22 protein-coding genes are annotated in these 19212 nt (G+C 49.1%); 9 read left to right on the top strand and 13 right to left on the bottom strand.

Going from position 1 to position 19212, the window contains the following annotated elements; translation table 11 throughout:
* Complete coding sequence (gene acsC, locus AF_RS01920; protein ID WP_010877883.1) at positions 1–1413, top strand: acetyl-CoA decarbonylase/synthase complex subunit gamma; 1413 nt, start codon at positions 1–3, stop codon at positions 1411–1413.
* A 24-nt stretch (positions 1414–1437) separates the two neighbouring features.
* Here acsC and AF_RS01915 read toward each other — a convergent pair whose 3' ends face one another.
* The 3 genes from AF_RS01915 to AF_RS01905 are packed head-to-tail and all read right to left on the bottom strand — an operon-like array spanning position 1438 to position 3413.
* Positions 1438–2061 carry an RNA-binding protein gene (locus AF_RS01915; protein WP_010877882.1) on the bottom strand — a complete coding sequence of 208 codons (624 nt, stop codon included), beginning with the start codon at positions 2059–2061 and terminating at the stop codon, positions 1438–1440.
* A 1-nt stretch (position 2062) separates the two neighbouring features.
* Positions 2063–2860: an HAD-IIA family hydrolase gene (locus AF_RS01910; RefSeq protein ID WP_010877881.1), complete on the bottom strand. Its 798-nt coding sequence runs from the start codon at positions 2858–2860 to the stop codon at positions 2063–2065.
* A 1-nt stretch (position 2861) separates the two neighbouring features.
* Complete coding sequence (locus AF_RS01905) at positions 2862–3413, bottom strand: TATA-box-binding protein (protein ID WP_010877880.1); 552 nt, start codon at positions 3411–3413, stop codon at positions 2862–2864.
* A gap of 466 nt (positions 3414–3879) precedes the next feature.
* Between AF_RS01905 and fdhD the strand changes: the two genes are divergently transcribed.
* Genes fdhD through AF_RS12570 form a run of 4 tightly spaced genes read left to right on the top strand, consistent with a single transcriptional unit; the run spans position 3880 to position 6352 of the window.
* Positions 3880–4563, top strand: a complete 684-nt coding sequence (gene fdhD / locus AF_RS01900; protein ID WP_010877879.1) for a formate dehydrogenase accessory sulfurtransferase FdhD — start codon at positions 3880–3882, stop codon at positions 4561–4563.
* Positions 4560–5156 carry an N-glycosylase/DNA lyase gene (locus tag AF_RS01895; protein WP_010877878.1) on the top strand — a complete coding sequence of 199 codons (597 nt, stop codon included), beginning with the start codon at positions 4560–4562 and terminating at the stop codon, positions 5154–5156. The genes fdhD and AF_RS01895 overlap by 4 nt, the downstream gene beginning before the upstream one ends.
* A 9-nt stretch (positions 5157–5165) precedes the next feature.
* Entirely contained in the window at positions 5166–6185 is a 1020-nt protein-coding gene (locus AF_RS01890) for an S-methyl-5-thioribose-1-phosphate isomerase (RefSeq protein ID WP_010877877.1), read from the top strand.
* A 29-nt stretch (positions 6186–6214) separates the two neighbouring features.
* A complete protein-coding gene (locus AF_RS12570) occupies positions 6215–6352 on the top strand; it encodes an archaellin/type IV pilin N-terminal domain-containing protein (protein WP_010877876.1) in 138 nt (45 codons plus the stop codon).
* Positions 6353–6517: 165 nt separating this feature from the next.
* On the opposite strand, the gene AF_RS01885 is transcribed toward AF_RS12570, so the two are convergent.
* The 3 genes from AF_RS01885 to acs all read right to left on the bottom strand — a co-directional run bounded on the left by AF_RS01885 (position 6518) and on the right by acs (position 10053).
* Complete coding sequence (locus tag AF_RS01885) at positions 6518–6694, bottom strand: DUF2281 domain-containing protein (RefSeq protein ID WP_010877875.1); 177 nt, start codon at positions 6692–6694, stop codon at positions 6518–6520.
* Positions 6695–6798: 104 nt separating this feature from the next.
* The gene (locus AF_RS01880) at positions 6799–7992 is read right to left on the bottom strand and encodes an L-lactate MFS transporter (RefSeq protein WP_010877874.1); all 1194 of its coding nucleotides are present in this window, start codon (positions 7990–7992) and stop codon (positions 6799–6801) included.
* Positions 7993–8007: 15 nt separating this feature from the next.
* Positions 8008–10053 (bottom strand): acetate--CoA ligase, encoded by a 2046-nt coding sequence (acs, locus tag AF_RS01875; RefSeq protein WP_010877873.1) that lies wholly within the window; start codon positions 10051–10053, stop codon positions 8008–8010.
* A 218-nt stretch (positions 10054–10271) separates the two neighbouring features.
* Here acs and AF_RS01870 point away from each other — a divergent pair, with 218 nt between their 5' ends.
* Positions 10272–10799: a ribbon-helix-helix protein, CopG family gene (locus AF_RS01870; RefSeq protein WP_010877872.1), complete on the top strand. Its 528-nt coding sequence runs from the start codon at positions 10272–10274 to the stop codon at positions 10797–10799.
* Here AF_RS01870 and lonB read toward each other — a convergent pair whose 3' ends face one another.
* The 3 genes from lonB to AF_RS01855 are packed head-to-tail and all read right to left on the bottom strand — an operon-like array spanning position 10800 to position 13307.
* Complete coding sequence (lonB, locus tag AF_RS01865; protein ID WP_010877871.1) at positions 10800–12665, bottom strand: ATP-dependent protease LonB; 1866 nt, start codon at positions 12663–12665, stop codon at positions 10800–10802.
* A 34-nt stretch (positions 12666–12699) separates the two neighbouring features.
* Positions 12700–13086 (bottom strand): helix-turn-helix transcriptional regulator, encoded by a 387-nt coding sequence (locus AF_RS01860; RefSeq protein ID WP_010877870.1) that lies wholly within the window; start codon positions 13084–13086, stop codon positions 12700–12702.
* A complete protein-coding gene (locus tag AF_RS01855) occupies positions 13083–13307 on the bottom strand; it encodes an LSM domain-containing protein (protein WP_048064620.1) in 225 nt (74 codons plus the stop codon). The genes AF_RS01860 and AF_RS01855 overlap by 4 nt, the downstream gene beginning before the upstream one ends.
* Positions 13308–13369: 62 nt before the next feature.
* Between AF_RS01855 and AF_RS01850 the strand changes: the two genes are divergently transcribed.
* Entirely contained in the window at positions 13370–14287 is a 918-nt protein-coding gene (locus tag AF_RS01850) for an NAD-dependent epimerase/dehydratase family protein (protein WP_010877868.1), read from the top strand.
* Here AF_RS01850 and AF_RS01845 read toward each other — a convergent pair.
* Positions 14270–14968: a DUF1614 domain-containing protein gene (locus tag AF_RS01845; RefSeq protein ID WP_010877867.1), complete on the bottom strand. Its 699-nt coding sequence runs from the start codon at positions 14966–14968 to the stop codon at positions 14270–14272. The two genes, AF_RS01850 and AF_RS01845, sit on opposite strands and share 18 nt — an antisense overlap.
* The gene (locus AF_RS01840) at positions 14965–15204 is read right to left on the bottom strand and encodes a PRC-barrel domain-containing protein (protein WP_010877866.1); all 240 of its coding nucleotides are present in this window, start codon (positions 15202–15204) and stop codon (positions 14965–14967) included. The genes AF_RS01845 and AF_RS01840 overlap by 4 nt, the downstream gene beginning before the upstream one ends.
* Positions 15205–15338: 134 nt before the next feature.
* On the opposite strand from AF_RS01840, the gene AF_RS01835 reads away from it, so the two are divergent.
* Entirely contained in the window at positions 15339–16691 is a 1353-nt protein-coding gene (locus AF_RS01835; protein WP_048064221.1) for a DEAD/DEAH box helicase family protein, read from the top strand.
* The gene (locus tag AF_RS01830) at positions 16669–18075 is read left to right on the top strand and encodes a DUF790 family protein (protein ID WP_010877864.1); all 1407 of its coding nucleotides are present in this window, start codon (positions 16669–16671) and stop codon (positions 18073–18075) included. The genes AF_RS01835 and AF_RS01830 overlap by 23 nt, the downstream gene beginning before the upstream one ends.
* Here AF_RS01830 and AF_RS01825 read toward each other — a convergent pair.
* A complete protein-coding gene (locus AF_RS01825) occupies positions 18072–18959 on the bottom strand; it encodes a carbohydrate kinase family protein (protein ID WP_231487575.1) in 888 nt (295 codons plus the stop codon). The genes AF_RS01830 and AF_RS01825 overlap by 4 nt on opposite strands.
* Entirely contained in the window at positions 18952–19122 is a 171-nt protein-coding gene (locus AF_RS01820; protein WP_048064219.1) for a 4Fe-4S binding protein, read from the bottom strand. The genes AF_RS01825 and AF_RS01820 overlap by 8 nt, the downstream gene beginning before the upstream one ends.
* Positions 19123–19212 lie beyond the last annotated feature (90 nt).

Below are 19212 nucleotides of genomic sequence, written 5' to 3'. Positions count from 1 at the left end.
ATGAAGGTAAAGAGCCCCCTTGAGGTTTACAACTACCTGCCGAGAACTAACTGCGGAGAATGCGGCTTCGACACCTGCATGAGCTTTGCAGCCCACATCCTTGATAGATCAGTAACACCTCTCGACTGCAAGCCGCTTGTGAGAGATGCGGAAAAGGACCCGAAGGTCAAAAAGAAGCTTGAAGAGCTTCTTGAGCTTACCGCTCCGGAAATAGCTGAAGTCGTAATAGGCGTTGGAGAGAACGCGGTAAAGATTGGTGGCGAAGAGGTGCTTCACAGGCACGAGCTCACATTCTTCAACCCAACCGGCTTCTTCTACGACGTCTGGGACACGATGGACGACAAGGCTCTGGAAGAGAGATGTGATAGGGTAGTAAGCTACAAGAAGTTCTACGTCGGAAACTTCCTCACGCTCGACGGCTTTGCTGTGAGGTGCACCTCTGGAGACCCGAAGAGGTACAGAGAGGTTGTTAAGAAGGTTGCATCATACGGCAAGCCGCTCATCCTCGTTGCTCTCGATTCTGAATGCATGAAGGCAGCGTTGGAGGAGGTTGCCGACCAGAGACCGCTGATGTACGCAGCAACCGAGGGTAACTGGAAGGAGTTCCTCAAATTGGCTCTGGAGTACAAGGTGCCGGTAACGCTGAGAGCTAAGGACTTGGACCTGCTGAAAAGCATGGCGGTAACGTTCAAGCAGGCAGGGGTTAAGGACATCGTCCTCGACCCTGTCACTGAGCCCCTTGGAGAGGGACTTAAGGGGACGTTTGAGAGGGTCATACAGCTTCGCAGAACGGCAATAGCAGGCCAGGACAAGGATGTTGCATATCCGATCATGATAACTCCGATCGCGGCATGGCTGATTGAGGGAGATGACGTTACAAAATCCTACTGGGAGGCTGTGATAGCGAGCATTTTCATTGTTAAGTACGGAGATGTCATGATTTTCAGGAGCATTGACCAGCACGTGGTTATGCCTACGATAACGCTCAGGTTCAACATCTACACCGATCCAAGAACGCCTGTGCAGGTTGAGCCCGGATTGAGGGCAATCAACGACCCAGGTCCGGACGATCCAGTGTTCATCACGACCAACTTCGCCCTGACGTACTACACAGTCGAGAGCGACCTGACAAGCGGTGGAATCAAGGGATGGTTGCTCGTCCTCAACACAGAAGGATTGGGTGTCGAGGTTAGCGTTGCTGGCGGGCAGTTCACGGCATCAAAGGTCAAGGAGCTCATAGAGGAAACGAAGATTGAGGAGAAGGTTAACCACCGCTACCTTGTGATACCGGGTCTTGCTGCAAGGCTGCAGGGAGCGATTGAGGACGAAACCGGCTGGAAGGTGCTTGTAGGACCAATGGACTCTGGAAGAATTAAGGGGTGGCTCGAAAAGAACTGGCCACCCAAAGAGTAATTTTTTACCTTTTTATTAAATCAGTTAAAATAGACTCAACTTCCCCGAGCCACTTTCTGATGCTTTTAATGTCCGCAAGTTCAATTCACCCTTCTTCGCTATCCTGTCGTGCTGCAAAACAAACATTCCTCTGCTGATTTCCTTCCCAAACCTTCTTGGCGGGAGATACGCTACTACAGCCTTCTTCCCCTGCCTGTACTCCTCGCTGTTCGTTACGACCTCAAGCCTCCCCCCACAGTCGAAGACGCACAGCCAGAGCCCGTCCAGACCGCTTCTCGAGGTGATTTCTCCAGCAAAGTACCTTATTGCCTCTCCGATCCTCTCTATTTCTCCCCTCTTCATCAGTTCTGGAAGATGCGCCAGGTACTCAAGCCAGTAATCTGCTATGGCGGTACTGTAGTCCTTCGAGTCGGGAAGCATTTTTCTTAAACTGCTTGCGGTATCAACGACCTTCAGAAAGCTCTCGAACTCCAAGAGCTCATCAACGCTCAGGTAGCAGTACTTAACGTTCTGAAGCTCAGACGAGATTGATTTCAGCGCTTCAACGAACTTTTTTCTCCCCTGCACCTGCAACGACTGCGACACTCTGATAAGCTCCTCCACACCCTTCTCAGCCAGCAGGATTCGAAAGTCGTTTGCCGTGTCCATCTTACCCCTCCAGAGCCTCAACCATATCCTTCAGAGAGTTGAAGACGTAGTCGGGCTTTAATCCGTGCCTTTCAATCATCTGGTCCAGGTTCTCTCTTGTTGTCACACCGGTGAGAACGAGTACAGTCTCTGCCCCAATAGCTTTTCCAGCAGCTACATCGACGTCTATCTGGTCTCCGACAACCGCAACGTCCTTAGCGTCAAGGCCGAGAATGTCAAGAGCCTCGCGCATTATAACTTCCGAAGGCTTTCCAACGACGACATCAGGCTCCCTGCCGGTCATCCAGTAGAGAGCGCCGATAATCATACCTGTTCCGGGAATTGGGCCGTCCTCGGCGGGAAAAATTCTGTCGGGGTTGGTTGCGATGTACCTTATCCCCCTCAGACAGGCCCTCAGGGCTTTGGTCATGAGCTCGAAGTTTATTTTCCTGTTTGAGCCAACAACCAGGTACTCTGCCTCATCGTAGTCAACAATCTCCAGCCCAGCTAGCCTCAGTTCCTCTATCAGGCCCTCCTCTCCAGTTGTGAAAACCTTCGCATTTGGCTTCTCTCTTGCAATAAACCTGGCAGTTGCGTAGGTTGCCACTAGTATTTCATCTTCACCGACTTCAAGACCGAAGCTCCTCAACCTCTCAAGCAGAATTCTCCTGCTCCTCGTTGAGTTGTTCGAAACGAAAATTATTTTCTTGCCGAGCTCTTTGAGCTTTTTTACACCTTCAACGCCCTCTGGAATCGGTGTAACGCTCTTGCCGATGACCCCATCTATGTCAATTATGTAGCCCTTCTTATCCGGCATCATCTTACATCAGTCCCAGAGTTCTGAGCTCCTCAGAAATCCTTTCAACAGCCTTTCTAGCATCTTCAGGGCTTTTACCGCCTGTAACAACCATCTTGCCGGAACCGAAAATCAGCACGACAACTCTCGGATTGTCAAGCCTGTAAACTAGACCCGGAAACTGCTCCGGCTCGTACTCAATGTTCTCAAGTCCCAGACCGATAGCTATTGCGTTGAGGTTCAAATCAACTCCGAGGTCCGCAGAAGCTACGATGTTCTGAACCTTCACCTCAGGCTCGTCGATTACCGAAATGCCGATTTCCTTCAGCATCTTCACGATTTGCTTTACCGCCCTTCTTGCGTCCTCCACGCTCTTGGAGCCTGTGCACACGACCTTCCCACTCCTGAAAACCAGAGCGGCAGCCTTTGGCTCCTTCGTTCTCAAAACCAGTCCGGGAAACTGCTTTGGTTTGTATTCTGAGTCCTTAATTTCCCTAGAAATCTTGTTCAAATCTATATTTTCTCCAATCTGGGTTGATGCCACAACATTCTCGATTTTTATCTTGTAATCCTGCATAACACCACCATTTTTAAAGACTTATATACCATATAAATACCTTTGCCATCCCTCTTAACTTTGATTTATTTTGTTAATCACGATTGAGAAGTAGGTAAAAGCGAGAACCTCAAAAATGGAGAGTTCTGAAAATCTCCGCAGTGTCAACACCCTTTTCGGTTAGGCAGATTATAATCGCGGGAGTGATGATTAGGGATAAAACGTAGGCAACAGCGCAGGAAACGAGGGGCAGAAGCCATCACAACGAAACCAACCAATAGCTAGAATGTAACCGAGAAGCAGAATCAGGCCGCTGAGATAAAGGTAGTTGAGAAGAACGTTCGTGATCGACCCCTCTTTCAGGCTAATTGCGCCAGGGGGAAAAGTAGCCCAAGAATCATGGCGGTGATGAAAACCGCCGAGGAGTTTCTTAGCATATCACTCTTAGTCGCCAAACTTTTTTAACACCTGTGCCAAAACTGCCGACGTGATCAGAAAACTCGGAAAGACTCTTGAACTGGCCAGGGAGAGCAGAGTTACAGTAATCGCTGGAAGAACTCAATACCACCTGATGTGCACTCCCAAAAACCTCATAGAGCTTGCGGTCGGATTTGTAATTTCAGAGGGGATTGCCAAGTCTCTCGATGAAGTTGAGGTGAGCAAAATTGAGGATGACATTATCTACGTTAAGATGGACGGGGAGCATAGCTCCACAACAATAAGGTCCTCAGGATGCATCGGAGTTTTCAGGGAGAGGGAGGAGATACCGAGGGTTAAAGCTGGAGAGAGGTTCACGCTTGAGGAAGTCAGGGAGGCTTTGAATTACATTGAGACGGAGGAGTACAGGAAAACGAGGGGCTATCATACTGCAGTTATAGTGGGTAAAGACGGTGTTGTGTCGAGGATGTATGACGTGGGCAGGCACAATGCCGTTGACAAGGCAATTGGCTCAGCTTTGCTAAAAGGTGCTGAGCTGAGCAAAACTTTCCTTCTCCTCTCAGGTAGAATTTCGAGAGGAATGGCGATGAAGTGTGCAAGGGTTGGGATACCTTTAATTGCGTCGAAAGCAGCAATTCTCGATTCAGCCATAGAGGTCTGTGAGAAGAGCGGGATTGCAGCAGTCTCCTTCGCCACAAACATCGCTGTTGAGGGAGAGGCGCTTCTGCTATGATTGAGAAAGCAATTTCAAGGCGCATTAAAGAGTTCAGGCAGCTTGGAGAAAAAGGGGAGGTGGAGTTCGACTTCAGGCCCTTTCTTGATTTCAGTGTGAAGGCAACCATCAGAACTGAGCTTGCCTTCTGCATATCAACAGCCAACTCCTCCGCCACAGCAGGCTTGAAGTTCCAGAGGCTTTTAGGACAGGGAGTGGGGGTCAAGGAGGCGCTCACCTTGGCTGGAGTGAGATTCCACAACAGAAAGGCTGAGTACATCAGGGAGGCTTTTAAAAGCTTCAAGCTGGTGGAGAAGGCTCTGGAGGCTGAAAGCAGTAAGGCTAGGGAGATTCTTCTCAAGATAAAGGGGCTGGGAATGAAGGAGGCAAGCCACTTTCTCAGGAATGTCGGGAGAGAGGATGTTGCTATAATAGACAGGCACATTCTGAGGTGGCTTGAAAGGCAGGGCTACGAAGTTCCCGGCACGATGACGGCGAAGAAGTATCTCGAAGTTGAGAAAATTCTTATGGAAATTTCGGAGGAGAGGGGAGAGAGTCTTGCAGAAATGGATTTGAGAATCTGGGCCGAGATGACGGGTAAGGTCTTGAAGTGAGGTGTTGAAATGAGGTCGATATTCTGGGATGATGGGTTGAAGCTGATTGACCAGACGAAGCTTCCCGAGAAGCTGGAGGTAATTGAGTGCAGAAACGTTGAGGAGCTGGCGGATGCGATAAAAAAGCTTGCCGTAAGGGGAGCTCCGGCGCTTGAGGCTGCTGGAGCTTACGGCATTGCCTTGGCTGCGAGGGAGAGGGAGTTTGCTGATGTTGATGAGTTGAAGGAACACCTCAAAAAGGCGGCAGATTTTCTCGCCTCAACTCGTCCCACTGCCGTGAACCTCTTTGTTGGTATAGAGAGGGCACTCAACGCAGCTCTGAAGGGGGAGAGCGTTGAGGAAGTGAAGGAACTTGCGCTAAGGGAGGCAGAGAAGCTGGCAGAGGAGGACGTGGAGAGGAACAGGAAGATGGGTGAGTATGGAGCGGAGCTGCTTGAGGATGGAGATGTTGTCCTGACCTACTGCAACGCTGGAAGACTTGCGACAGTGGACTGGGGGACCGCATTGGGAGTTGTGAGGAGTGCTGTGGAGCAGGGGAAGGAGATTAGGGTTATTGCCTGCGAAACCCGCCCCCTCAATCAGGGGTCAAGGCTGACCTGCTGGGAGCTTATGGAGGATGGCATTGATGTTACGCTCATAACTGATTCAATGGTGGGCATAGTTATGCAGAAGGGGATGGTGGACAAGGTCATAGTGGGGGCTGACAGGATAGTGAGGGATGCTGTGTTTAACAAAATCGGCACCTACACGGTCTCGGTAGTGGCAAAGCATCACAACATTCCCTTCTACGTTGCCGCCCCAAAGGCGACCTTTGATTGGGAGAGAACAGCCAAGGACGTTGTGATTGAGGAAAGGCCGAGGGAGGAGCTGATTTTCTGTGGAAAAAGGCAGATTGCCCCTCTAAACGTTAAAGTTTACAATCCCGCCTTCGACCCAACGCCTCTTGAAAACGTAACGGCCCTCATAACCGAATACGGGGTGATATACCCGCCTTACGAGGTTAACGTTCCGAAGGTTCTCAAGTTTTAATTCTACTTTTGTCAGTTAACCTTATAATTGTGATTGTTGCAATAATGGTAATGAATGCCAAGGGTGTTAGCGAGGTCGTGGGGACTTTAATGGCAGTTCTTATCACCTTTGCCTTAGTCGCAGTTGTTTTCAATTTTATCACAGCAGCAACGGTGAAGAATACGTAAACCTCTCTTCTGAGCCACCAGTAGGGGCAATGTGGGTTTTCAAAGACGGTGAGACACCCACAGGACCGGGGGCATTGCCCAAAACTCTACACCTCAATCTGAGAGCGTGATTGTGGACACTTTTGTTTAAAATTCGCCTCCTCCTGAGGAGGATAAGCTACAGGATTATTGCTCCACAGAGGTGTATTTGTCTCTCAGCTCTTTCAGAGCACCTTTCCATGAAAGCTTGAGCTTATCACCTTTTTTCTTTACCTTTCTTTCGAGCAGGAATTCCATGTAGTCTATAACTTCTCTCTTCAGGTCATCTGGAAGCTTTTGGAAGAGTTCGTAAGCCCTCTCCATATTAAAATAAATTAATCACTGATGTTTTAATTTTTCGCTTTGTTTTTAAGTCTCTCTTGAGAATATGTGCTATTACCCACCACTTTTGTTTAAAAAAATAAAATTCACTTCCTCCTGAGGAGGAAGCTCATAAAGGCTGCAATTAAAGCTAACACTCCTGCAACGAGAAAGGCAATTTCGTAGCTTCCCGTAACGTCAAAGACGTAACCAGCCATTATTGGTCCAACCAGCCCTCCGACTCCGTAGGACGTAAAGACAAGGCCGTAGTTCACACCGAGGTTTTTCGTGCCGAAAAAGTCTCCTGTGGCGGAAGGGAATAGCGAGAAGTTCGCTCCGTAGTTAAAACCTATTATTGCAGCGCAGATGTAGATGGTTATCAGTGTAAGGGCAACGTGCGGGAAGGCAATGAGTGTAATTCCCTGAATCAGAAAGAGGACGAACATTGTCATTGCCCTGCCGATTTTGTCAGAAAGTGCTCCAGCCCCCGGTCTCCCGACAGCGTTTGCTACTGACAGAATGCTCACGGCGAATGCAGCGGCCAGAGGCTCCAAGCCCCTCTCCTGAGCGTAGGGAGCGATGTGGCCGATGACCATTAATCCTGCCAGAGCCATGAAGAAGAAGCTCAGCCAGAGGACGTAGAACCTGTAATCCCTAAGCATTTCTGACGGCCCGAGCTCAGGCTTACCTGTTACAACCTCAACCTTGGCAGGATTTGATGCTTGGACAGCAGGCAGTTCTGGAGGGTTGGAAAGCAGAGATGCGGCAAAAACTGCGACGATGAGCAAAATGACTCCAAGAATGTAAAAGGTGGTGCTTATGCCGTATGTATCGATTAAAATCCTCTCAAGGGGGGCAAAGATGAGGGCGCTCATTCCGAAACCCATGACCACCAGTCCAGTGGCGAGACCAACCCTTTCGGGGAACCATTTTCTTGCCACTGGGATGGGGCATGCGTAGCCGAGTCCACATCCAGCTCCAGCTATGACGCCGTAGCTGAAAATGAGCCAGTAGGGTGACTGGATGGACTCAATTAACCCCGATAGCAGAAAGCCGACACCAAGCAGCACACCACCCAGCATTGCAACCTTTCTCGGCCCTATCCTGTCCTGCGTTCTTCCTGCGGGAACCATCATGAGTGCGAAAATCAGCAGGAATATTGAGAAAGGCAGTGAAGCGATGGTTTTGCTCCAGCCGAAGGTATTCATTAGCGGGTTAACAAAGACGCTCCATGCGTAAACTATTCCGAGCATGAGATTGAGCAGAAAGCCTGCAAATATAACGAGCCACTTTGAAGCCATACTACCACCAAAAAATTAGGATTTGGACCCCTCAAGGGCCGCCTTAACCATCTCGTAGGCCTTCTTCGCCTCCTCAACCGCAACCTCGCTCTCAAGGGTTGTGACGTCACCGAGCTCTTTGCCCTCTGCAACAGCCCTAAGCAGCCTCCTCATGATTTTACCGCTTCTTGTTTTGGGTAGAGTGTTAACGAAGGTTATCACAGCATCGCTGGCAACAACAGGGCCGAGAGTGGCTCTGAGGTGCTTCTTGAGCTCGTTCACCATATCCGGTGAGGGTTCAACACCTTCTCTCAGCACCACGTAGATTATCGGAATCTCTCCCTTTACCGGGTCGGATTTGCCAACGCAGGCTGCTTCAGCAACATCCGGATGAGAGACCATTGCCGATTCAATTTCAGCAGTTCCAATTCTGTGCCCAGCAACCTTCAGTATATCATCAGCCCTTCCAAGAACCCAGACGTAGCCGTCCTCATCGAACATGGCAAAGTCGCCTGTGTAGTAATACCAACCCTTGCTCTTGTACTTGCCGAAGTAAACGTCAATGAACCTGTTTGGGTCTTTGAACAGCGTCATGAGCATTCCGGGCCATGGTGTGGAGATAACGAGGTAGCCTCTTTCTCCCGGTTTCACAGAATTGCCCTCATCATCAAGAACCTCCATCCTAACTCCAGGAATTGGATAGCCATTTGTGCCCGGCTTAAGTGGAATTATCTTCCCCAATCCTGGGAAGTGGTCCGTCAGCATACCCCCAGTTTCCGTCATCCACCATGTGCTTGAGCAGACAACATCTTCTCTACCGAAAACCCTGTAGTACCATCTCCAAGCTTCGGGGTTAATCGGCTCTCCAACGCTGTGGATTATTCTCAGCGTTGACATGTCGTACTTGGTGTAGTTCTCCTCAGGGAAGCGCATGAGCATTCTTATTGCCGTCGGGGCGGTGTAGAATATCGTCACTCCGTAGCGCTCAATCATCGCTGCCCATCTGCTCACGTCAGGGAAGTCTGGGGCGCCTTCATACATCATGGTCGTCGCACCGCACATCAGTGGACCGTAAACAATGTAGCTGTGTCCCGTAATCCAGCCGATGTCGGCAGTGCACCAGAATATGTCGTCATCCTTGATATCGAAAATGAGCTTCATTGTAGTGTAGAGGTGAACCGCATAGCCTCCGACGGAGTGCTGCGCTCCTTTCGGCCTTCCTGTGGTTCCCGAGGTATATAGGATGAAGCTGAAGTCCTCAGAACCCATTTTCTCGCACTCAACCTTCACGTTCTTTCCAATGTCTGCCATCAGGTCCTCAAACCAAACATCTCTGCTATCGTTCCACGGGATTTCATTTCCTGCTCTCTTGACCACGATAACCTTCTCAACCTTGTGACCCTCCTGCTCGCAAATCTTAACGGCGTCATCTACAATCGCTTTGAGGTTCAGCACCTTCCCTCTCCTGTAAACGCCATCTGCAGTGACAACATACCTCGCACCAGCATCCATTATTCTAACCGCCAGAGCCTGAGCACTGAATCCGCTGAACACTATGCTGTGCTTCGCCCCTATTCTCTGCACTCCAAGCATGAAAAGCGGCAGTTCAGGAATCATTGGCAGGTAGAAGGTCAGGATCTCGTCCTTCTTAACTCCAAGCTTGTCCTTCAGCATCGCGGCAATCCTGTTCGATTCCCTGTAAAGGTCGTAGTAAGTTAGCTTTCTCACTTCAACCGGCTCTCCATTTTCCTTAACCGGCTCTCCTTCCCAGATAATCGCCACCTTGTTCTTCCTTCCCTGCTCAATCTGCCAGTCGGTACAGAGGTAAGCGAGATTCGTCTCTCCGCCAACAAACCACCTGTAGAAGGGCGGGTTGCTATCGTCAAGAGCCCTGTCCCACTTCCTGAACCAGAAAATCTCGTTTGCCCACTTCTCCCACCACTTCTCTATCGATTCCTTGTCCTTGATGGTGTCCTCGTGGAACTTCCTGTAATCTTCTATTTCCCAAACCCTGTCCTTCCAGCTTGGTGGAATGATGCGGTTCTCAAACTCTTTTTTCATAGCTTCCATCGGGTCTGCCATCTAAACTCCCCCCTTAAAGTCCGTCATCTATTCATCACCAAAAATAGGTTAAATTATTGATATTTAACTTTATTTGGGATTAACGATTAAAAATGAAAATTTTTGCGAAAATTAAAACACTTTTGCGCAAATTTGCTCACAATTGCACTGCAGTGCACAACAATGTACCTTGTTGTACCATCGAAAGAGTAATTAATCAGCGATATTAAAAAGGAACAATGGCAGAAAGATTGAGTGTTTCTCTCGATGACAAATCCAAGGAAAAGTTGGAGAAAATGAGGAAGATGACTGGTAAAAGCACAAGCGAGCTTATTCGCGACCTCATCGACCTCGGGTACGATATTTATCAGTTAGGAGTCGATACAGACTCGCTTGAGGCTTGGGTTGACTATCTGGCGAAGAGGCAGCACATGATTCTTGACATCGAGCACTGGAGGGTAATTTTCAATGAAATTGAGGGGGTGAACAACTCTGAGTTCTGGAGGCAGATGGAGGAAATTGGGTTAAGCCACGCAGTGCAGTACAAGATGAAGGGTCTTGACACCGTTGAAAAAATTCTGAGGTACGTGGAGAAGGCCAACTGGTATGAGATAAAGGATGAAGGAAACGGTGTTTACACGCTCATCCTCAACGACCTGAAAATCAAGAGGTTCGTCAAAACTTTTCTTGAAAAGGTCTTTGAAGGTCAGAATTTGAAGGCGGAGATAAAAGAGGGATTTGGAAAGCTGATTGTAGTCGAAAAATAGTCAGACTGCGGCAAGCTCAAGCTCCTTGAACTTGCTCATCAGCCTGTTTTTCTTTTTACCGTCCTCAAGCACGTGCTCAAGAACTTCGTTGATTCTCGAAACCGGAATCACCTCTATTTTGCCCTCGTGCTCCGCATCCAACAGCACATCGTCTATGTTGTCCTTCGGTATGATTACCTTCTTCAGACCTGCCTGAATCGCCGCCTCGATTTTCTGCGTTACACCACCCACTGGAAGCACTTCACCCTTAACAGAAAGGCTTCCGGTCATCGCCACCGACTGGTCGACGGGTATTCCTTCAATTGCCGAAATCACTGCTGTTGCAATGCTTATGCTTGCAGAGTCGCCCTCAACACCCTCGTAGGTTCCGACGAACTGGATGTGAACGTCCATGTTTGAAATGTCTCTGCCTGTGTACTTTTTGATGATTGCCGAGACGTTCATCACAGCTTCTCTCGCAATTTCCTGTAGCCTGCCGGTGGCAATAACCCTTCCCTCAGATTTGCTCATTGAAGGAGTTACTTCAGCAATAATTGGCAGAACTATTCCTGCCGACTCTCCTATAACCGCCAGGCCGTTAACCCTTCCAACTTCGTATCCTTCCGTGATGAAGAGCTTATAGTCCTTTCTTCTTTCAATGTATTTGTCTGCAAGCTGCTCCTCGATTGTTTTTGCAATCTTCTTTGCCTTCAAAACGTGCTCCAGCCTCACGATATCCGACCCCTCGCTTTTCGCAATATCGCCAGCAGTCCTCACAAGACCTCCAAGCTCTCTCAGTCTCAGGGTGAGGTGGTTCCTTCTTCCAGCCCTCCTCCTGGCTTCTTTGATTATTTCCGCCACAGCATACTTGTCGAAGTGCGGAATCTTGCCGTCCTTGACAACTTCCTGGGCAACAAATCTTACCAGTTTCTGCCTGTTTTCGGGAGTGTCGGGCATCGTATCGTTCATGTACACCTCGTAACCGTAGCCCTCGATTCTGCTTCTCAGAGCTGGATGCATCCCCATCAAGGCGTCGAGGTTGCCGGCAGCAACCAGAATGAAGTCGCATGGCACCGGCTCGGTTCTCACCATTGCACCGCTGCTCCTCTCACTCTGCCCAGTGATTGGGAACTTCTTGTCCTGAAGGGCTGTGAGAAGCTTCTGCTGGGATTCGATTGTCAGTGTGTTTATCTCGTCAATGTAGAGAACTCCCTTGTGGGCCCTGTGGATTGCACCCGCCTCAACCCTCTCGTGGGCTGGAGTTTCAAGACCGCCGCTCTGGAAGGGGTCGTGGCGAACGTCACCAAACAGTGCTCCGGCATGTGCTCCAGTCGCATCTTCGAAGGGAGCGGTAACCTTGTCCGAGTTGTCAACCAGCAGCTTCGGAACGTTTCTGTCCTCTCTTGGTATGAAGTAGCGGGACATCATTAGAATCAGCACTGCTGCAATGATTCCCCAGATCAGATTTCCCGGATTTGTCAGCACGGTGTAGCCTATGACGAGGAAGACGAGGGTGAAGATCAGGAAGTTCCTCGCCTGGGCCTTCTTCATCGCCTCCTCTTTGTAGGCCTCTACAATCTCCCTTCCCTTCCCTGCGGGAACGAGCCTTATTTTTGGCTGATTTGGGTCTTGAGGGTTGGGGTAAACTAAGATGTCCTCAAGCTCCTCCTTCGGCAAAAGCTCTGCCATCGCCTTGGCGAGCATGGACTTTCCGGTTCCTGGTGAGCCGATGAGCATTACATGCCTTTTCTGAACAGCTGCCTTCTTTATGGCCTCAACCGCATGATCCTGACCTATAACCTGGTCTATCAACCTCTCTGGAACAGCAACGTCCTTTGTGGATTCAAAGTCCAGCCCGCCAAGGATTTCCCTTACTTCCTCATTCATCCTCTCACAAATTGGACAAACGTGTTAAAATAACTTAGCCCAGCATTCTACACTTACCCAGAAACCACACCTCGAGTTTTATGCACTCCTTGGCATCGCAATCTATCTCTGTGCAGGCAAAGCATGGCGGATAGCCTGCAACCTCTTCCATTCTGTCGAGAACCGCCTTCAGGTCCAGCTCTTCCTCCTCTTCCACCTCCTCCTCCGCACCCGCGGGGATAATCTTGAAGGTCTTTACTCCATCAACGACAACCTCTACTCTCTTTATCAGCCCCTCCTTCTCCAGTTTCCTGAGTATCCTTGAGCACTTGCTGCTGTCTATGTTGAGCTCCTTCCAAAGGTCCTTCTGGAGAACAGCTCCTCTCTCCTCGAGAATCTTTAATATTTCTTCTCTTGTGTCGGTAATCTGAAATTCCGTCATTCTTCTTGCGGCTGGATTAGAACGACGTTATTACCTCTGAGCACTATTTCTCCCAGGCTCCTTACCTTCTCCTCCCCCTTGCACTCCATCGCGTTTGTCAAGTATAGGTTCATGTAGTCGTCCACACCCTCAAGTTTCCCGACTAACTGGTTCTCCTCGCCCTTCATTTCGACCCTTATTATCTTTCCCACCATTGACTTTACCATCTGATTTGGAAGCACCATATCACCTCGCTGACCTGTGCAGAAAAAGTATATAACAACTCATTTTAAAATCTTTCCCAATGATTGTGGTGACGGGAGGAGCAGGATTTATAGGCAGCCATGTCGTCGATAAACTGTCAGAATCAAACGAAATAGTAGTTATTGACAACCTCTCCAGCGGAAACGAGGAGTTTGTCAACGAGGCGGCAAGGCTCGTTAAAGCTGATTTGGCTGCTGATGACATCAAGGATTACCTGAAAGGTGCTGAAGAGGTCTGGCACATCGCCGCGAACCCAGATGTGAGAATTGGGGCTGAAAATCCCGATGAAATTTACAGAAACAACGTTCTCGCAACTTACAGACTGCTCGAGGCCATGAGAAAAGCGGGGGTGTCAAGGATAGTTTTCACCTCCACTTCGACCGTTTACGGTGAGGCTAAGGTGATTCCAACTCCCGAGGACTACCCCACGCACCCAATAAGCCTTTACGGTGCTTCGAAGCTTGCCTGCGAAGCTCTGATCGAGTCCTACTGCCATACCTTTGACATGCAGGCGTGGATTTACAGATTCGCCAATGTCATCGGGAGGAGGAGCACACACGGCGTGATATACGACTTCATAATGAAGCTGAAAAGGAATCCGGAGGAGCTTGAAATTCTCGGTAATGGAGAGCAGAACAAATCCTACATCTACATTTCCGACTGCGTTGATGCGATGCTTTTCGGTCTGAGGGGCGATGAGAGAGTCAACATATTCAACATAGGCAGCGAGGATCAGATTAAGGTGAAGAGAATTGCCGAAATAGTCTGCGAGGAGCTTGGACTGTCTCCCAGATTCAGATTCACGGGAGGAGATAGGGGGTGGAAGGGAGACGTGCCGGTAATGCTCCTCAGCATTGAAAAGCTGAAAAGGCTGGGATGGAAGCCAAGATACAACAGCGAGGAAGCTGTGAGAATGGCCGTGAGAGACCTCGTTGAAGATTTAGACGAACAGAACTGAGAAGATTACCGCAAATATTCCGGTAAGGAAGATGCCGTCAAAGGTTCCAGCACCGCCAATGCTCACGACTCCCGAACCTATTTTGTTTAAATCCTTCAGATGAAGGATGTCCGCTCCGAAGAGGGCTGAGAGAACTCCTGTTGAGAACGAGAGCTTTGGTAGCAGAGCCATGTGGGCGTCAATCATTGCGAGAGTCAGGAAGCTGAAAAATGCCGCTGTTAGCGGTGGGATTAGCATTGGCACAACAATCCCAACATTGGGAACGGGCTTGGCGAAGTAGTATATTACCGCAGAGGTCAGCAGAAACGTCGTGAGCCATGCTGATAGGGGGATGTAGTGGAGGAGGTCCAGCATCGCCTTAACAGCGAGAATTGATGGGAAAACGCAACCACCCAGGTTAACCGCCACCACCATCTTCTGCCTTCTCTTGACCACATACATCAGGCCGAAAATTCTGTAGGTCGTTTCGTATTCCACGCCCTCCCTCTCGTAGATTGGGATGTTGATGAAGCTCCCAACCAGTATGAAGAAGAAGATAAGCATTGCTGTTTTTGCACTCACACCAAAAACAAGCTGAAAGACGGCAGTGCCCGTGAAGATAAACATCAGAAGCAGGAGAGGGAGGAAAATAAGGAGCAGAAAAAGGGGTAATATTAAAGGCGGGAAAATGTAGTCCCTCATCTAACTCTTCTTCTGTCGACAACTATGAAGTCTTTTAGAGACCTCACACACTCGAAGGGGATTATGTAAAGCCCCTCTTCCTTCTTGAAATCGGGAATTTCATTTTCGGGCTTTACAAGAAGATTGACTATCGTTCCGGTTTTGAAGTCAACCGTAATGTTGTAAAGAGTTCCGACAACAGTCCCATCCGTGAGCACGACCGACTTTCTCGCCAGACTTCTCGCAGGAACGTACATGAACTAAATTTTCAATCCATCCATATAAATTTTTCCCGTTGTTGCGGCTGCTGAAGATGCAGAACGTTGTGAAGGAAGTAAAGTGTTATTCACCTGCCAGCAAAGCTTAAAGGTATGAAAACGGAGGTATGCAAATGATTGCTGAAATATATTATGAACGGGGAACAATTGTTGTTAAAGGTGATGCTCACGTTCCTCATGCTAAGTTCGATTCTCGAAGCGGAACTTACAGGGCGCTTGCCTTCAGATATAGGGACATAATCGAGTACTTTGAAAGTAACGGCATTGAGTTTGTTGACAACGCAGCGGACCCAATTCCCACACCCTACTTCGATGCTGAAATCAGCCTGAGAGATTATCAGGAAAAGGCGCTGGAGAGGTGGCTTGTTGATAAAAGAGGTTGTATTGTCCTTCCAACAGGCTCAGGAAAAACTCACGTTGCAATGGCTGCTATTAACGAGCTTTCAACCCCAACTCTTATTGTGGTCCCAACTCTTGCCCTCGCTGAACAGTGGAAGGAGAGGCTGGGAATTTTCGGTGAGGAGTACGTTGGAGAGTTCAGTGGCAGAATAAAAGAGCTGAAACCCCTCACCGTCTCAACCTACGACTCCGCATACGTAAACGCTGAAAAGCTGGGAAACAGGTTTATGCTTCTCATTTTCGATGAGGTGCACCACCTTCCAGCCGAGTCCTACGTCCAGATAGCTCAGATGTCTATTGCTCCCTTCAGGCTGGGACTGACGGCAACTTTCGAAAGGGAGGATGGAAGGCATGAAATTCTAAAGGAAGTGGTTGGTGGGAAGGTTTTCGAGCTTTTTCCAGACAGCCTGGCGGGAAAGCACCTTGCGAAATACACGATAAAAAGAATTTTTGTCCCTCTTGCTGAGGACGAGAGGGTGGAGTACGAGAAAAGGGAGAAAGTGTACAAGCAGTTTCTCAGGGCAAGGGGAATAACGCTGAGAAGGGCGGAGGACTTCAACAAGATAGTTATGGCCTCTGGATACGATGAAAGGGCTTATGAGGCGTTGAGGGCGTGGGAAGAGGCGAGGAGGATAGCCTTTAACTCCAAAAACAAAATCAGGAAGCTGAGGGAGATACTCGAGAGGCACAGGAAAGACAAAATCATAATCTTCACCCGCCACAACGAGCTCGTCTACAGGATTTCGAAAGTTTTTCTGATTCCGGCAATAACGCATCGAACCAGCAGGGAGGAGAGGGAGGAGATACTTGAGGGCTTCAGGACGGGCAGATTCAGGGCAATTGTGAGCAGCCAGGTTCTCGACGAGGGGATTGACGTGCCTGATGCCAACGTCGGTGTGATAATGAGCGGTAGCGGTAGCGCGAGGGAGTACATCCAGCGACTCGGGAGAATTCTCAGACCGTCCAAGGGGAAAAAGGAAGCCGTGCTGTATGAGCTGATTTCCAGAGGGACAGGAGAGGTGAACACAGCGAGGAGGAGAAAGAATGCTGCCAAAGGAGCTGCTTGACGTCAGAAGGGCAAAGGGAAGAATTTTTCCGAAATTTGCGGATGAGAGGGACTACGAACTGGCGGAAAAGGTAATTGAGATTTTCAAGAAGGGATTGGGAAAGAAATACGGCAATCTGATGAAGCAGGCGAGAAAGCTTGAGAATGCGAAGAACTTCAAGAAGGTCAGGGGATTCATCAGGGTGCTTGAGAACCACTGCATCGAGAAAAGCTGCGCCTTCGATGTCGACAGCGAGCTTGAGCCGAGAAAGGTCAGAATGCTGCTCTTCGAACACGGCTTTGTTACGTCTAAGAAGGAGAGGGACAGGGTTCTGGAGTATGTCGCGAGATACTTCAGCACTACTCCTGAGACGGTTGAGAGGGCGATGTATGCCGACAGGGAAGAGGAGTTGATTCTAACGAAATTTAGACCCTTGACTCCCGACAACCTCATAAAGCTCTACAACCTTTCTCTTCTTCAGACGACCCTTTTCAACGCTCTGAGGCTGACGTTCTGGGCATCCGACAGACATAAGGAAATATTCAGGTCGATAAAGCGTTTGGGGTTGATGTACGAACTTTATGAGGATTCTGGCAGGCTAATGGTTGAGGTTACGGGAGCGGCAACACTCTTGAAGATGACTCGAAAGTACGGCGTCTCCTTTGCAAAGCTCATTCCGTGGATACTGCGGGCGAAAAACTGGTTCATCAGGGCTGAGATTTCGGACTTCGACAGGCTATACATCATGGAAATCGACGACAGGATAAGGGACCTCTTTCCAGATGTTGAGGAGCGCTTATCCTACGACTCAACGCTCGAGGAGGAGTTTGCAAGGAAGATGCAGATGCTAGGTTACGAAGTGGAGAGGGAGCCTGATGTGGTTAAAGCGGGAAAGTACGCATTTATACCGGATTTTGCGGTAAATTTGGGAGATAAGAAGGTTTACATTGAAATAGCAGGTTTCTGGACGGACGAGTATCTCAGGAAGAAGGCTGAGAAGATTAAAAGCTCTTCAATTCCGCTGATTCTGATTGCAAGGGAGGACTTTGGAGACGGCGGAGCTAATGTGAAAGACGTAATACTCTTCAGCAGAAAAATCCCTTACGGGGAGGTTATTAAAGCGCTGAAGAGGTATAAACCGGAAAAGAAAGTTGAGGGGGACGTTGTGGAGCTGGAAAACTTTGCGGAAGTTCCTTCAGAGTACGTGATCGCGGGGAAATATGCTGTGAGGAGGGAGATTTTCGAGGAGATAAAAAGGGAGATTGAGGTTTCGAACCCATCAACTCTCGAAGATATCAAAGCCATTCTTAAAAAGTACGGTCTCGGAGAGAGCGCTATCCGGGCTTTCGGCTACAGAGTAAGGTGGATAGGTCTCGGAGAGGCTGTGATTGAAAGGACTGATTAATCCACACTTCTAGGAAGGCCCTCTCTTGCACCGTACTTTTCTATGCACTTCGCCGCAACAAAGTTTCCGAGCCTTCCGCACTCCTCTATGTCCTTTCCTTTCAGGTATCCATATAGGAATCCGGCGTTGAAAGCATCTCCCGCACCCGTTGTGTCAACAACCTTTGTGCTCACGGGCTTTACGGTAACTTCCCTGTCTCCCTTTTTTATCCAGCATCCCTCCGAGCCGAGCTTGACCGCAACTATTTCAATACCCATTTCAATGCAGCGTTCCGCTGCAGTCCTGTAATCCTCCGAAAAGAGCATCTCGATTTCCTGCCTGTTTGGGAGGAATATCGTGGTGTTTTTCAGAATTTTCTCCATGTCCCCCAGTCCCCTCTCAGCGTAGGGCATTCCGGGGTCGAAGCTGACACTATCAAACTCCTCAACTATCCTTTTTTGCGAGTTCAGCGAATCCAGACCGTTCTTGCATATGAAGGAAGTTAGGTGGATGAGGTCGTACTTTCTCGCTGAATCGACGTCGATTTCATCGTAGGCTATTGTGTCGTTCACACCAGGATCGACGAGGATGGCCCTGTTTCCCTTCTCGTCAACGAAAATCATGGCAGTTCCGCTTCTCCCCTCCGCCCTGATTACGAAATCCGTGCTCACGCCCTCTCTTTCAAAATCAGCGAGGAGAATTCTGCCTTCTTCATCGCTTCCGACCTTACCTATGTATGCTGTCTCAATGCCTAGTCTCGAAAGCCCCACAATTGTGTTTGCCGCACTACCACCAGGAGAGAGCTTCAAATCGATGACGAAGCCTTCTTCATCCTCCCTTGGGATTTTGTCAACGGTGTAAATCTTGTCGAGGTTAAGAGCTCCGAAGCCTATTGCGCTACTCAAGGCTAATCGCCTCAGTTGGGCACACGTCTACACAAGCTCCGCATTCAGTGCATATCTCTTCATCCACATGAGCGTAGTCGTTGAGCTCTATAGCCCCAACAGGGCACTCATCTACACAAGTGCCGCAGCCATCACACAGCGAAGCATCAACCACAGCAGGCATGAAAGAAAGAGGGGCTGAAAGTATTAAACAGCTTCGCATTATTTCAACTTTGCAAGTAAAATTTATTTACTATTATTCGCAATTTATTTT

It is taken from the genome of Archaeoglobus fulgidus DSM 4304 (assembly GCF_000008665.1).
Taxonomy (GTDB): Archaea; Halobacteriota; Archaeoglobi; order Archaeoglobales; family Archaeoglobaceae; genus Archaeoglobus; species Archaeoglobus fulgidus.
The sequence above is the reverse complement of the archived record's forward strand: the minus strand, read 5'-3'. Positions and strand labels throughout refer to the sequence as shown.

Coding starts and splice junctions, on each gene's coding strand:
- acsC (WP_010877883.1), top strand. CDS start 1: ATGAAGGTAAAGAGCCCCCTTGAGGTTTACAACTACCTGCCGAGAACT.
- AF_RS01915 (WP_010877882.1), bottom strand. CDS start 2,061: ATGGACACGGCAAACGACTTTCGAATCCTGCTGGCTGAGAAGGGTGTG.
- AF_RS01910 (WP_010877881.1), bottom strand. CDS start 2,860: ATGATGCCGGATAAGAAGGGCTACATAATTGACATAGATGGGGTCATC.
- AF_RS01905 (WP_010877880.1), bottom strand. CDS start 3,413: ATGCAGGATTACAAGATAAAAATCGAGAATGTTGTGGCATCAACCCAG.
- AF_RS01895 (WP_010877878.1), top strand. CDS start 4,560: ATGATTGAGAAAGCAATTTCAAGGCGCATTAAAGAGTTCAGGCAGCTT.
- AF_RS01890 (WP_010877877.1), top strand. CDS start 5,166: ATGAGGTCGATATTCTGGGATGATGGGTTGAAGCTGATTGACCAGACG.
- AF_RS01885 (WP_010877875.1), bottom strand. CDS start 6,694: ATGGAGAGGGCTTACGAACTCTTCCAAAAGCTTCCAGATGACCTGAAG.
- AF_RS01880 (WP_010877874.1), bottom strand. CDS start 7,992: ATGGCTTCAAAGTGGCTCGTTATATTTGCAGGCTTTCTGCTCAATCTC.
- acs (WP_010877873.1), bottom strand. CDS start 10,053: ATGGCAGACCCGATGGAAGCTATGAAAAAAGAGTTTGAGAACCGCATC.
- AF_RS01870 (WP_010877872.1), top strand. CDS start 10,272: ATGGCAGAAAGATTGAGTGTTTCTCTCGATGACAAATCCAAGGAAAAG.
- lonB (WP_010877871.1), bottom strand. CDS start 12,665: ATGAATGAGGAAGTAAGGGAAATCCTTGGCGGGCTGGACTTTGAATCC.
- AF_RS01860 (WP_010877870.1), bottom strand. CDS start 13,086: ATGACGGAATTTCAGATTACCGACACAAGAGAAGAAATATTAAAGATT.
- AF_RS01850 (WP_010877868.1), top strand. CDS start 13,370: ATGATTGTGGTGACGGGAGGAGCAGGATTTATAGGCAGCCATGTCGTC.
- AF_RS01845 (WP_010877867.1), bottom strand. CDS start 14,968: ATGAGGGACTACATTTTCCCGCCTTTAATATTACCCCTTTTTCTGCTC.
- AF_RS01840 (WP_010877866.1), bottom strand. CDS start 15,204: ATGTACGTTCCTGCGAGAAGTCTGGCGAGAAAGTCGGTCGTGCTCACG.
- AF_RS01835 (WP_048064221.1), top strand. CDS start 15,339: ATGATTGCTGAAATATATTATGAACGGGGAACAATTGTTGTTAAAGGT.
- AF_RS01830 (WP_010877864.1), top strand. CDS start 16,669: ATGCTGCCAAAGGAGCTGCTTGACGTCAGAAGGGCAAAGGGAAGAATT.
- AF_RS01820 (WP_048064219.1), bottom strand. CDS start 19,122: ATGCCTGCTGTGGTTGATGCTTCGCTGTGTGATGGCTGCGGCACTTGT.